At 38.2% G+C, this 13,615-nt stretch carries 10 protein-coding genes; 5 read left to right on the forward strand and 5 right to left on the reverse strand.

Features of this window, described 5'->3' with window-relative positions:
* The first annotated feature begins 66 nt into the window (after positions 1 to 66).
* Positions 67 to 780, forward strand: a complete 714-nt coding sequence (gene aphA / locus ACNARN_RS07650) for an acid phosphatase AphA (protein WP_109373533.1) — start codon at positions 67 to 69, stop codon at positions 778 to 780.
* Positions 781 to 1,311: 531 nt separating this feature from the next.
* On the opposite strand, the gene ACNARN_RS07655 is transcribed toward aphA, so the two are convergent.
* A complete protein-coding gene (locus ACNARN_RS07655) occupies positions 1,312 to 1,437 on the reverse strand; it encodes a hypothetical protein (RefSeq protein WP_368888112.1) in 126 nt (41 codons plus the stop codon).
* On the opposite strand from ACNARN_RS07655, the gene ldtD reads away from it, so the two are divergent.
* The 3 genes from ldtD to ACNARN_RS07670 all read left to right on the forward strand — a co-directional run bounded on the left by ldtD (position 1,407) and on the right by ACNARN_RS07670 (position 4,427).
* Positions 1,407 to 2,861: a L,D-transpeptidase gene (ldtD, locus tag ACNARN_RS07660; protein ID WP_368927096.1), complete on the forward strand. Its 1,455-nt coding sequence runs from the start codon at positions 1,407 to 1,409 to the stop codon at positions 2,859 to 2,861. The genes ACNARN_RS07655 and ldtD overlap by 31 nt on opposite strands.
* A 329-nt stretch (positions 2,862 to 3,190) precedes the next feature.
* The gene (locus tag ACNARN_RS07665) at positions 3,191 to 3,739 is read left to right on the forward strand and encodes a DUF882 domain-containing protein (protein WP_198620510.1); all 549 of its coding nucleotides are present in this window, start codon (positions 3,191 to 3,193) and stop codon (positions 3,737 to 3,739) included.
* Between the two features lie 37 nt (positions 3,740 to 3,776).
* Complete coding sequence (locus ACNARN_RS07670) at positions 3,777 to 4,427, forward strand: MBL fold metallo-hydrolase (RefSeq protein WP_416304306.1); 651 nt, start codon at positions 3,777 to 3,779, stop codon at positions 4,425 to 4,427.
* Between the two features lie 154 nt (positions 4,428 to 4,581).
* Here ACNARN_RS07670 and ACNARN_RS07675 read toward each other — a convergent pair whose 3' ends face one another.
* The 4 genes from ACNARN_RS07675 to pncB all read right to left on the reverse strand — a co-directional run bounded on the left by ACNARN_RS07675 (position 4,582) and on the right by pncB (position 10,456).
* Complete coding sequence (locus tag ACNARN_RS07675) at positions 4,582 to 5,772, reverse strand: amino acid aminotransferase (protein WP_198620511.1); 1,191 nt, start codon at positions 5,770 to 5,772, stop codon at positions 4,582 to 4,584.
* Positions 5,773 to 6,145: 373 nt separating this feature from the next.
* The gene (locus ACNARN_RS07680; protein ID WP_109373537.1) at positions 6,146 to 7,243 is read right to left on the reverse strand and encodes a porin; all 1,098 of its coding nucleotides are present in this window, start codon (positions 7,241 to 7,243) and stop codon (positions 6,146 to 6,148) included.
* A gap of 340 nt (positions 7,244 to 7,583) precedes the next feature.
* Entirely contained in the window at positions 7,584 to 8,984 is a 1,401-nt protein-coding gene (gene asnS / locus ACNARN_RS07685; protein WP_160230120.1) for an asparagine--tRNA ligase, read from the reverse strand.
* A gap of 257 nt (positions 8,985 to 9,241) precedes the next feature.
* Positions 9,242 to 10,456, reverse strand: coding sequence for a nicotinate phosphoribosyltransferase (gene pncB, locus ACNARN_RS07690; protein WP_196533061.1), 1,215 nt, complete (start codon positions 10,454 to 10,456; stop codon positions 9,242 to 9,244).
* Positions 10,457 to 10,796: 340 nt separating this feature from the next.
* Between pncB and pepN the strand changes: the two genes are divergently transcribed.
* Positions 10,797 to 13,412 (forward strand): aminopeptidase N, encoded by a 2,616-nt coding sequence (gene pepN, locus ACNARN_RS07695; RefSeq protein WP_416304307.1) that lies wholly within the window; start codon positions 10,797 to 10,799, stop codon positions 13,410 to 13,412.
* Positions 13,413 to 13,615: the final 203 nt, after the last annotated feature.

A 13,615-nucleotide genomic window follows, 5' to 3' on the forward strand; every position in this document is an offset into this window, starting at 1 on the left:
AAATGTAATCATGATGTTTATTATTGTTCCCGTATGTGATTAATATAAAAATTTAAAGGAAAAAGAATGCGTAAAGTCACGTTAGCTTTTAGTGCAATTGCTTTAGCGTTAAGCTTAAACGGCGCAGCAATGGCAAAAGTACATCTACCAGAAGTTGTTAGCCCAGGTGTTACTGTTGCACAACTTGCACAACAACAACCAATTCATTGGGTTTCTGTTGCTGATATTGAAAAAAGCCTTGCAGGTCAAGCGCCGATGGCGGTTGGTTTTGATATTGATGACACCGTTCTGTTCTCAAGCCCTGGTTTCTACCGTGGTAAACTAGAATACTCTCCAAACGATTTCAGCTACCTGAAAAACCCAGAATTCTGGAACAAAATGAATAATGAGTGGGATAAATTCAGTATGCCTAAACAAGTCGGTATCGATCTTGTTCAGATGCACCTAAAACGTGGGGATACTGTTTATTTCATTACTGGTCGTACTCAAACTAAAACTGAGACTGTGACCAAATATGTACAAGAAGGCTTAAACATTCCTGCTGATAAAATGCAGCCGGTTATTTTTGCTGGTGACCAACCTGGCGCAAATAACAAAGTAAGCTGGATGCGTGATCATAAACTGAAAATTTACTACGGTGATGCTGATGCTGATATCGCAGCAGCAGATGAACTGAATATCCGTGGTATTCGTATTCTGCGTGCGGCTAACTCTTCTTACCAGCCACTGCCAAAAGCAGGCCAGTTTGGTGAAGAAGTTGTTATCAATTCAGAGTATTAATCTTTACCCTTTGTTTACCTTTATTTGTAAGGCGTAGGAAACTGCGCCTTTTTCTATTTTAAAATACCTTCCATTTAAATAATCTTATTTATCTATTCACAATTCTTTATTATTTCCTGAATGCTTATTTTCAATATGTCTATTTTTTGTTCTTTTATTGTATCTTTAATTTAAATTATATATTTGAATATAAAAGCAGCTAGATAGTCTTTTTTTGATTAAATAAAACCAAATTTCTATCAGGGGCTTACAAAACTTTAAAAATATTAGTTTATTCCTATAAAACTCTTTGCCTAGCTCATCTAATATTCTAGGATACCAAAATAATAATAAGGAATGAGGGTAGAGGATTTATGGCGCATCAACCAATTAAAAGAGCAATCGCATATTCAGTTGTTATAGGTACACTCCTTTCTGGTCATTATGCAATAGCCACAGAAACAGAGTCGGTGACTTTATCTACACCCGAAACAGAAAACGCAACATTAGTTCCTGTCACTAGTGAAGTTATGCCAGCACCTGCAATTGTAGTTATGAAGGTTCCACAATTGACTGAGTTAGCAGTAAGAACAAAACTACAATCATGGAGCTCAACGGGATATAAACCGTTATATTTAAACCAGTTAGTGAAAGTTTACCAAGCAAGTGATTTAGCATTAATCTGGCAAGATGAAAAAACAGTACAGCAATTACAGCAACAAATTGCTGAAGTGGCGATGTCGGGAACCCAACCTCAATTTGGGCAATGGTTAATACAACTAGAGTCGCCTGAATTAACAAAAGAAGCACGCGACCTTATTTTATCAGATGCTTTTTTAGGCTATATCAGTTTTGTTGAGCAAGTAAATAAATCAGGTATATCTTTACTGTATCGTGATGTGATGCAAACATTACCATCACCAACTGATAAGTCAGTCGTGGAATTACAGCAAAATATTCAAAATAACACCTTAGGTAGCTTTGTTATTTCTTATGCACCGTCTCATCCTTATTACGCCTTAATGAAAGAGGAAGTGCGAAAGCAGTTACATAGTTCAGTTGTTTGGCCAGAAATGAAAGGAACAACATCATTAAAGCCAAATCAATCATCACAAGAAGTTGTACCGCTGAGACAGATTTTACGTAATTTAAAATTAATTCCTGAGTTGGCAGCGAATGAGCAGGAAATTGTGACAACCGTTTATGATGCGCCTTTAGTTGCGGCTGTTAAATTATTTCAAACTGCTCATGGATTAGAGCCGGATGGTGTTATTGGGCGACAAACGCGAGTGTGGTTAAATATAACACCAGCACAGCGCGCTAGCATTATGGCATTAAATATTCAACGTCTTCGCCTGACGCCAGCCATTGGTGATACTGGAATTTGGGTTAATATTCCTGATTTCTCGCTCTATTTTTATGCCAATAACGAGCTTATTCTCGACTCAAAAGTCATTGTCGGTCGCCCAGATAGAAAAACACCGATTATGAGTAGTGCACTAAATAATGTTGTGGTTAACCCACCTTGGAATGTGCCAACAAGCATGACTCGTAAAGATATTGTGCCTAGAGGTAAAGCAGATCCTAGTTACTTTAGTCGTAAGGGATATACCATTTATTCAGGGTGGGGAAATGATGCTTATCCTATTAACCCTTACGATATTGATTGGCAAAATATGAGTGCTAATAACTTCCCTTACCGAATTTGGCAGGCTCCGGGACCAACAAACTCATTAGGCCGTTATAAATTTAATATGCCAAATTCAGATGCGATATATCTGCACGACACACCAAATCATTCACTGTTTTCAAAAAATATGAGGGCAATCAGTTCAGGCTGTATTCGTGTTAATAAAGCCTCTGAACTTGCTTCAATTTTATTGGGCGATGCGGGATGGAAACAAGATAGAATTGATGCGGCACTAAAACGTGGTTCAACACAATATGCGCCAATTCCTGAACGTATTCCGGTTTATTTATATTATCAAACAGCATGGGTGGCTCAGGAAAATGCACCTCAATATCGTGCAGATATTTATGGTTATGACAAAGCCACGACTAATGCACAACCTTATTTAGAGAATATTAAGAAATACTTGTGATATAAATAAATATAAATTGAATAAAGGGTAGCTAATTTGGCTATCCTTTATTTCTATATAAATCAATAAGATGAGATTATTCTCTTATGATTATTAATAGGGTAATTAAAAATATAATAAATTATAAAATATTTTTAAAATTTCCATTAAAAATAGAATGATAAAAATGGAATTTAGTATAAATAACTAAACTTATAAAATTACTAATGGCATTAAATTGAAATGAAGTGTTATTTACAATACTATACAAACTGTAAGAAACAATTCGAGAAAAATATTGTCATAATAAAGGTTCTTCTTCCTGAAATAATTTTTTGAGTGCATATACTATGGATATTATTGATTCACATCGCCGTAAATGGCTGGGGCTTGGTATGGCCGCAGTGGGGTTAGGGTTATTACCTTCTCATGCATTTGCTTCACTAGCGACACCTCGTCCAAAAATCCTTCGCTTTAATAATTTAAATACAGGTGAAACTATTAAAGCCGAGTTTTTTGATGGAAAACGTTATAATAAACATGAGCTTGCTAAACTAAATCATCTCTTTAGAGATTACCGTCAAAACAAAATAAAAACGATAGATCCTGCACTGTTTGACCAAATCTACTTATTGCAAGTAATGCTTAATAACAATAAACCCGTTGAGCTTATTTCAGGTTATCGTTCTTTAGTGACAAATAATAATCTACGTCATAGTAGTAGCGGAGTGGCAAAGAAGAGCTATCACACGCGTGGTCAAGCAATGGATTTTCGTTTAGTCGGCACTGATCTTTCTAAAGTGCGTCAAGTTGCATTAAGAATGAAAGCAGGTGGTGTAGGCTATTATCCAAAAAGTAATTTTGTGCATATTGATACAGGGCCTGTCCGCTCATGGTAATCTATTGAGAATTAGATAATAAAGAGTGGAGTGATTCATGATGTATCACATTGTACCTGTGACAAACTATATGCAAAATTGCACCCTTATTTGGTGTGATGAAACGAAGGAAGCAGCAATTGTTGATCCCGGTGGTGATGTTGAAACGTTAATTGCAGAAATAGAAGAACGCCAATTAACATTGACCAAAGTATTATTAACACACGGACACTTTGATCATATTGCAGGCACCTCACAAATTGTTGAGTACTTCAATGTCCCTGTTTACGGTCCTCATAAAGATGATAATTTCTTATTAGAAGAATTAGAACAACAGTGCCGTATGTTTAATTTCCCTTGCGGAAAATCATTTACACCAGATAGTTGGTTAAATGAAGGTGATACCGTCACGATAGGTAAAACAATTTCGTTATCTGTCTTACATTGCCCTGGTCATACTCCAGGACATGTTATTTTTGTTAATCATCAGAATAAACTTATCTCTATGGGAGATGTGTTATTCAAAGAAAGCATTGGTCGTACTGATTTCCCTCGTGGAAACCATGCCGATCTTATTGCTTCAATCAAAAATAAAGTATTACCTTTAGGCGATGATTATCTGTTTATTCCGGGACATGGTCCTATGTCTAATTTAGGGCATGAACGCCAATATAATCCTTTTTTACAAGATGAAATGCCAATCTGGTAATACTGATAATATCCATTAATTAACGAAAAGCTCTTTATTATAAAGGGCTTTTTTTATGAATAAAAAAAGTGTGGTTTATCTTTCTTTTATATCAATAAAAATGCCATGTTATTTAATAACATGGCATTTATCTTAATTACACTTTAGAAGGCAATTAGAGTACAGCAACAATGGCTTCGCACAGTGGAACCATATTCTCAAGGGTTAAACCTGCAACGTTAATACGGCCTGAACCCACGATATAAATACCATATTCAGCACGTAAACGCTCAACTTGCTCTTTATTTAAACCACTAAATGAGAACATCCCATTTTGGTCAATAATAAAGCTAAAGTCTTGCTTGGCGCCTTTTTCTTGTAGCGTTGTTACTAACAATTGACGCATACGCTGAATACGTTCACGCATGGTTGTAAGTTCTTCAATCCACTCTTCTTTTAACTCTGGGTTAGAAAGAATCGTCGTTACCACTGAAGCGCCGTGTGCTGGTGGGTTAGAGTAGTTTGCACGAATAATGGCTTTTGCTTGGCTAAAGGCTTTTTCCGCAGTCTCACTGTCTTTTGTGACAATAGTACATGCGCCTACACGCTCATTATAAAGGCCGAAATTTTTAGAGTACGAACTTGCGACAATAAGCTCAGGATTTTTTTCTGTAAAGAGGCGTAAGCCTTGGGCATCCTCTTCAAGACCACGCGCAAAACCTTGGTATGCAAAGTCAAAGACAGGTAGCCAGCCTTTTTCTGCTGATAATGCTGCGAGTTGGCGCCATTGTTCTTCTGTTGGATCAATACCGCTTGGGTTATGACAGCATCCGTGGAATAACACTACGTCGCCAGCCTGTGCATTTGCAAGGCTTGCCAGCATGCCTTCAAAATCTAACCCGCGATTTTCTGCATCATAATAATCATAATTACAGATCTCAAGACCTGCAGTTTGGAAAATATTATTATGGTTAGGCCAAGTTGGATTACTGATCCAGACACGTTTTGCTGTTGTTTGCTGAGCAATGAAATCAGCGGCGATACGTAAAGCGCCAGTACCACCCGGTGCTTGAGCTGTGCGTGCGCGCTTTTCAGAGATAATAGGATGTTGTTCACCAAACAGAAGTGCTTGGGTCACATTGCCAAATTCAGGGATACCGCTAATAGGAAGGTAGTTTTTAGTGGTTTCGTTTTCTAACAGGTATTTTTCTGCTTTCTTAACAGTGGTTAAAACAGGAGTTTTGCCTGTCTCATCCTTGTAAACACCAATTCCTAAATTAATTTTGTTTTCACGAGGATCAGAACGGAAACTATCAGCTAAACCCAGAATAGGATCGGCTGGTGCAGCAATGATTTTCTCAAACATAGTGTAATTGTTCCCTAAGCTCAAAACGAAGCCGAAATATGAGTATCAAGAGTAACGCTATGAGGCCTTTTTGCCAACTGTTTGTAGTGAAATTAACAAGAAGTTGTGAACTAAGTGAGAATAAATAGCAAATCAAGATGTAAATAAGTGAATATCCTGTGATTACATTAACATATAAAAATTATCACTAAAAACACCTAATTGTTTAGTATGATAAACTTTTTGATAATTTGAAAAATAAAGAAAAGGGGGGATATTTTTAAGCGAATAAATGGCGTGTTGTGATGGTTAAATTGTATAAATAAAAAAGCAACACCGAAGTGTTGCTTTTCAAATCAATTAACTTGACTGTTTAATTACCTATAAGCGGTAATTAGAACTGATAAGTCAGACCTAAACCAACTACGTTGTCGTCGTTGATGCCCAGTTTGTTATCAGATTTCAGCAGGTTGATTTTATAGTCAACAACTGCAGTCATGTTTTTGTTAAATTTGTAGAAAGAACCTACAGAGATATATTTAACTAAATCTTCATCACCAACATAAGCAATACCAGTGTCTGTTGTTTGGTTCAGATTTTTACCTTTAGATTGAACATAACCTAAAGATGGTTTCAGACCTAAGTCAGCAAAGTCATACTGTGCAGTTAACTCGATGTTTTGAGTTTTGTTAGCAATGCCTTTATTGAAGCTAGTCATGTTACGGGTTTCACCGTACATAGCTGCTAAGTAAACATTGTTAGCTGCAAATTTAGCACCAACGTTCCATGCTTCTGCACGAGAACCTTTAGCAGTGCTGTTATCTTGTTGCCAAGAAGTACGAGCAGAGCTTGAATAACCACCACCCAGAGTTACGCCCCAGCCTAAATTATAAGCTGTAGAGAAACCAAAGCCGTCACCATTAGCTTTTTTACCATCACGTTTGTTGATAGTATTTTCGTTGTTTTTACCTTGATATTGCAGAGCAAAGTTCAGGCCATCAACATAACCAAACATATCAGTGTTACGATAAGTTAAAACACCGGTAGTACGGCTAGTCATGTAAACGTCAGTTTGTGCCATGGAGTCGCCGCCCCATAAAGGCAGAACGTCTGTCCATGCGTTGGTGTCGTAAATTACACCGTAGTTACGACCGTAGTCCAGTGAACCGTAATCTGCAAATTTAAAACCAGCGTAAGCAAAACGAGCACGTGAATCAGTATCACCTTCAGTATTGCTTGTGCGGATTTCATATTCGAAACGACCAAAACCAACTAAATCTTTATTGATTTGAGTTTCGCCTTTGAAGCCGATACGTGCACGAGATGCATCACCGTCTTCACCTGAATCTTTATCAGCGAAGTAATGACGAACGTCAACTTTACCGTAGATGTCTACTTTGTTGCCGTCTTTGTTATACATTTCAGCTGCGTTTGCTGCACCAGCAAACATTAAAGCTGGGATTACCACTGCAAGAAGATTGCGCTTCATCATTATTATTACCCTCATTGGTGTTATTCAGACACCTTTGCCACTGCCAGAAATAGTTTCTTAATTTTTATGGAACTATTTATGAGAGTTAAGTGTCGTCTGTGTCGGGAGACAGTGTTCCATTGGTAAAAAATTTTATCTACCCCCAATTTGCTACAAAAACGAAAAAAGTGTAACAAATTGTAACTATGTATTTCAAAGTATGTATTTAGGGGAACTTTTGAATCAAATAACAGCCATGCATAAAAAAAGCCAACCTTGTGGTTGGCTTCTTCACTTAAGTTAAACTTGTGCAATAAAACAGCAGTGCAAATTTTTAGCTGAATACTAATTAATCACTAAATTAGAAATCAGCATTTCTTGGTGTACGTGGGAATGGAATAACTTCACGAACGTTTGCGACACCCGTCACATAAGCAACTAAACGTTCAAAGCCTAAACCAAATCCTGAGTGAGGTACTGTGCCATAACGACGCAGGTCGCGATACCACCAGTAGTCTTCTTTGCTCATTCCCATTTCGTCTAAACGTTTATCAAACATATCTAAACGCTCTTCACGTTGAGAACCACCGATGATTTCACCAATTCCTGGCGCTAACACGTCCATTGCTGCAACTGTTTTACCATCTTCATTCATGCGCATATAGAATGCTTTGATATCTTTAGGATAGTTTTTCACAACAACAGGCGCTTTAAAGTGTTTCTCTGCAAGATAGCGCTCATGCTCAGAAGAGAGATCAACACCCCAGTAAACTGGGTTTTCAAATTTCTCACCACAGTTTTCAAGCACAGTGACCGCATCGGTATAGTCAATTTGAGCAAAATCAGAGGTAATAAAGTTCTCTAAGCGTGTGATAGCGTCTTTATCGACACGTTGTGCAAAGAACTCCATATCATCTTTACGCTCTGCTAATACAGCTGCAAAGGTGTATTTCAGCATTTTTTCAGCAAGGGCTGCAATATCGTTAAGATCAGCAAATGCTACTTCAGGCTCTACCATCCAGAATTCAGCGAGGTGACGACTGGTATTTGAGTTTTCAGCACGGAATGTTGGGCCGAAGGTGTACACTTTGCTTAATGCAGAGGCGTAAGTTTCACCATTTAGCTGACCAGAAACAGTTAAAAACGCTTCACGGCCAAAAAAGTCTTCACTGAAATCGACTTCGCCTTTATCTGTGCGTGGCAGGTTGTTCATATCTAATGTAGAGACGCGGAACATTTCACCTGCACCTTCTGTATCTGCCGCCGTAATCAGTGGCGTAGAAACCCAGAAGAAGCCTTGTTCATCGAAGAAACGATGTAGTGCTTGTGCTAATGTGTGACGAACACGAGCAACCGCACCAATTAAGTTAGTACGAGGACGAAGGTGAGCAACTTCACGTAGGTACTCAATACTATGACGTTTGGCGGCCATCGGATAAGTTTCCGGATCATCGACCATTCCTACCACAACAACATGAGTGGCTTGAATTTCAAAGTTCTGTCCCTGGCCCGGAGATTCAACAATTTTACCGGTGACTTCCACAGAACAGCCTGTGGTTAAGTGCAGCACTTCATCTTGATAATTCGGTAAATTATTATTAATGATGGCCTGTACTGGATTAAAGCAGGAACCGTCATAGACGGTAAGGAATGAGATACCAGCTTTTGAATCTCTTCTTGTACGTACCCAACCGCGAACGGTGACGTCTTCGCCAACCGCGATACGGCCTTGCAGTACGTCGACTACAGGCGCAACGATCATAAATAAATCTCTCTTCGTTTAATTAAAATAATTGTTTGGTTAATTCACTCTGCCCCTGTCGGACAGTTTTTCTATGTTACTTGCAATAGCGCAGGAAACAAGTAGGAAATTTTAGTTTAAAGAGTCAATAAAGAAGAGAAAAGCTTTTGTATAAAATAAATTGATAAAAATAGGTGAAATATTGATAAAGGCAGGTGTTATGACAAAAGAAAGGGCAATTATTACCCTTTCTTTTATTAATGAAGATTTTTAGCTAATTAACAGGCCTGTTTAACAAGAGGAACGTCAAAGGCTTTGCGTAGCTTGTCAACAAAGTCATTATCGTCACAAATTGTTTTACCTGGGCTATCTGATAATTTAGCCACTGGCTTACCATTACACTCCACCAGCTTAATCACAATATTAAGAGGCGTTATTTCAGGTATGTTACAAGTGAGTCGAGTACCAATACCAAAGATTAGACGAATACGCTTATGGAAATGCTTATAAAGTACGAGTGCTTTTTGAAAATCGAGGCTATCAGAAAAGACTAATACTTTACTCATGGGATCAATGCCCAATTTTTCATAATGCGCGATCGCTTTTTCACCCCATTCAATCGGATCGCCTGAGTCATGACGTAAACCTTGGTAGCTTTCTGCAAAGGTTTTATCAAAATCACGCAAAAACGCATCCATTGTAATGCAATCTGTTAATGCAATACCTAATTGATCTGGATATTCATCTAACCAAGATTGCAAGGCTGCTCGTTGGCTATTTGCCAGTTCAGGGCTAATCTGCTGATGAGCTTGAAACCACTCGTGAGCTTGTGTTCCCACAGGAGCCAAATGCATACGCTCAGCTAAATGATAGTTACTTGTACCAATAAGATAAGGGAAATGATTTTTCAGCTCATCCACAATGGCACACTGCACATCATAAGAGAAACGGCGGCGAGTACCAAAATCCATTAATTTAAAATCAGCTAAGTCAATCTGTTGTTCAGCCGCATCACGGTAGAAGATGTCAATTAATTTACGTAGTTGATTAACTGCATCATCAGGCGTGATTTGAGGAGAACGAGCACGATGTACAATTTCACTCACTAAAGCCAACAAAGGAACTTCCCATAGAATAACTTCGCGCCAAGGCCCCGTTATTCTTATCGACAGTTGGTTTTCAGGTATTGTTGAAATTTGGACTTGTTCTGGTTTAAAGCGAAAATGCTTAAACCATTGCAGATAGTCATTTTTGAAAAAGGGGAGGCTCTGAAGATAGTCAAATTCTTCATTCGTTAATGACAAGTCTGCCATCATATTAACTTGATGGCGTAAGGTTGTTGCATATTCACCTAGACGTTCATCACTCCGACAGCGGAACTCAGCAACGACAGGAATATCACTATAATGGTGGTAAACCGCTTGTTGCATGTGGAGCTTATATGCATCGGTATCCAACAGTGATGTAATAATCGGTGTAGCGTCTAAAATCATAGCGCGTCAAGCATCCTCACGGAGCGTTTTTATGTCTGCTAAATCGTTAAGGTTGGAGAGTATACCCGAATATGACGACAAAGCGTCACTATTCAACAATATTTCTCTGCGACATAAAAACAAGCTGTAAAACTTAGATGAGTTTACCACGTTAAACATAATTTGGGAGTATATTAGCATCATTTACCAAATAAATTGATTACATGTATTAATAAACTATTAACATTCTGTTGACTTTTAATGGTTTCAATTGAATATTCGACTGGCTAAACAGATTTTTGACGAGTAAGCTTTGGCAATATAACCGTTAAATAGTCGTGTTAACTAAAAGGTTTTTTCTATGACACAACAAAGAATCGCGAAATTTCGCAAAGATTATCGTGCCCCTGACTACACAATCACCGATTTACATCTTGATTTTATCTTAGACAAAGAAAACACCCAGGTTACAGCGATAAGCCAATGTAAACGCCTAAACTCAGATGCGACAGCATTAGTGTTAGATGGTGAAGATTTAACATTAAAATCAATCGCAGTGAATGATGTTGCTTGGACACACTATAAAGAAGAAAACGGCAAACTCATCATTGAACAACTGCCCGAACAATTTACATTAAAAATTGTTAATGAGATTAACCCATCAGCTAATACCGCATTGGAAGGGTTGTATGTTTCTGGTGATGCATTATGTACACAGTGTGAAGCTGAAGGCTTCCGCCATATTACTTACTATTTAGATAGACCTGATGTATTAGCTCGTTACACCACAACAATCACGGCAGACAAAAAACAGTATCCTTATTTGTTGTCCAATGGTAACCGTATTGCACAAGGTGAACTGGATGATGGTCGTCATTGGGTAACATGGGAAGATCCACATCCAAAACCAAGTTATTTATTTGCTGTGGTAGCGGGTGATTTTGATGTGTTACGAGATACTTTTATCACCAAAAGCGGTCGTGAAGTTGCTTTAGAGCTTTTTGTTGATAAAGGTAATTTAGATCGTGCAGATTGGGCAATGACATCATTGAAAAATGCGATGGCATGGGATCAAGCTCGCTTTAATTTAGAATATGATCTCGACATCTATATGATAGTTGCTGTTGATTTCTTTAATATGGGGGCAATGGAGAATAAAGGGCTGAATGTCTTTAACTCTAAATATGTGCTAGCGAAAAGTGAAACGGCAACTGACAAAGATTACTTAGGTATTGAGTCTGTTATTGGTCATGAATATTTCCATAACTGGACAGGTAACCGTATTACTTGCCGTGATTGGTTCCAGTTAAGCCTGAAAGAAGGTTTAACCGTTTTCCGTGATCAAGAATTTAGCTCTGACTTAGGCTCTCGTTCTGTTAATCGTATCAATAATGTACGCGTGATGCGTACCGCTCAGTTTGCAGAAGATGCAAGCCCAATGGCGCACCCAATTCGTCCTGATAGTGTGATCGAAATGAACAACTTCTATACTTTAACAGTATATGAAAAAGGTTCAGAAGTGATCCGAATGATCCACACTTTATTAGGCGAAGAGCAATTCCAAGCTGGCATGCAGATGTATATTCATCGTCACGATGGCAGTGCTGCAACTTGCGACGATTTTATTCAAGCAATGGAAGATGCTTCTAATGTTGATCTTACTTTATTCCGTCGTTGGTATAGCCAATCAGGTACACCACAACTGACAGTTCGTGATAGTTATAATGCTAATAAAAAGCAATACACTTTAACTGTTAGTCAAATGACGCCACCGACAGCCGATCAAACTGAAAAGCAGCCATTACATATTCCATTAGATATTGAATTATATGATACCAAAGGCGATGTGATCCCACTGCGTTCACAAGGTCAAACTGTTTCTAATGTATTGAATGTGGTACGTGAAGAGCAGCAGTTTGTCTTTGACGATGTGCCAGAACAACCAATCCCATCTTTATTACGTGAGTTCTCTGCGCCTGTAAAACTTGATTATCCATTTACGGATGAGCAACTCTCTTTCTTAATGAAATATGCACGTAATGCATTTTCACGTTGGGATGCTGCTCAAGCATTATTGGGTCGCTATATAAAAGAAAACGTGGCTCGAGTTCAAAAGGGTGAAATCTGCATTCTGCCTGAAATGGTGGTTGATGCTTTCCGTGCAGTATTACTTGATAAAGATATCGATCCTGCATTAGCTGCACTTATTCTGACATTACCAACAGATGTCGAAGCGGGTGAATCATTTAGTATTATTGATCCAGTTGCTATCCATAAAGCGCTTGGTTTTATTCGTAAAACATTAGCAACTGAAATGGCAGATGAGTTCTCTGCTGTTTATCATTCAATGCATATCGGTGCTTATCGTGTTAATCATGATGATATTGCAAAACGTGATTTACGTAATGTGTGTCTAGCTTATTTAGCAGTTGAAAATGAGCAAACAGGTAATCAACTTGTCGACGCGCAATATCACAACAGTGACAATATGACGGATGCACTTGCCGCATTGAATGCAGCAGTGATGGCACAGTTACCTTGTAAAGATGCATTGCTACAAGAGTTCGATGACAAATGGCATCAAGATGGTTTAGTGATGGACAAATGGTTTAGTTTACAAGCCATGAGCCCAGAAAAAGGTGTGTTACAGAAAGTACGTAGTCTGTTATCTCATCGCTCATTTACACTTGCAAACCCTAATCGTACTCGGGCGTTAATTGGTGCATTTGTGAATAATAACCCTGTGGCATTCCATGCTGAAGATGGCTCTGGTTATTTATTATTGACAGAAATTCTGACTGACTTAAATAGTCGCAACCCACAAGTTGCTTCACGCCTTATTGAGCCGTTTATTCGTTTAAAACGTTATGATGCAACTCGCCAAGATAAAATGCGTGCTGAGTTATTAAAACTGAAAGCGCTTGAGAATTTGTCTGGCGATTTATATGAGAAAATCACCAAAGCATTAGCTGATTAATATCATGTCTTATATCACTTTATGAGTGAAGAAATAGTATAAAATCAGCAAGATAATCAGATCCCCAGCATAGTCTGGGGATTTTTTATGGCGAATTGTGAAATTGAAACGTTTACTTTTCATGCTTTTATCTATATGATGCTCGACGCTTAAATTGTCGTAGACATATCATTCCTAATACCCGATATTCTCAATGGAGATCG

Source organism: Proteus sp. TSJ240517 (assembly GCF_047921575.1).
GTDB lineage: Bacteria > Pseudomonadota > Gammaproteobacteria > Enterobacterales > Enterobacteriaceae > Proteus.